This window comes from Sphingomonas sp. AC449, from assembly GCF_979253475.1.
In genome coordinates this window covers 1-230 of the sequence record NZ_CEEDCZ010000126.1, presented here as the reverse complement: position 1 = coordinate 230, position 230 = coordinate 1, and the positions used below count along the sequence as shown (strand labels likewise).

The 230-nt window shown below is 69.1% G+C and carries 1 pseudogene; it reads right to left on the bottom strand.

From position 1 onward, the window contains the following. Positions 1 to 230: pseudogene (locus AC0CH3_RS18085) on the bottom strand (hypothetical protein); the annotation flags it as partial.

The window sequence follows — 230 nt, the reverse complement described above, 5'->3', positions numbered from 1 at the left end:
GAAGATGACATCGTCCCCGGTCGGCGGCGACATGTAGAGCAGCGCGAAGCACAGATAGACTCGCGGATCGGACGGGACCGATCGCGACAGTCCGGCCAGTCCGGTCCCGAACAGTTCGCGCGCCAGCCCGCCGATCATCGCGAGTGTCAGCACCGCGCCGATGCTCGCGGGCCAGCGGCTGCGAAACGTCTTGAGCGGCGCGAGCCCGGCGATGTCCCCCCGCTCGGACT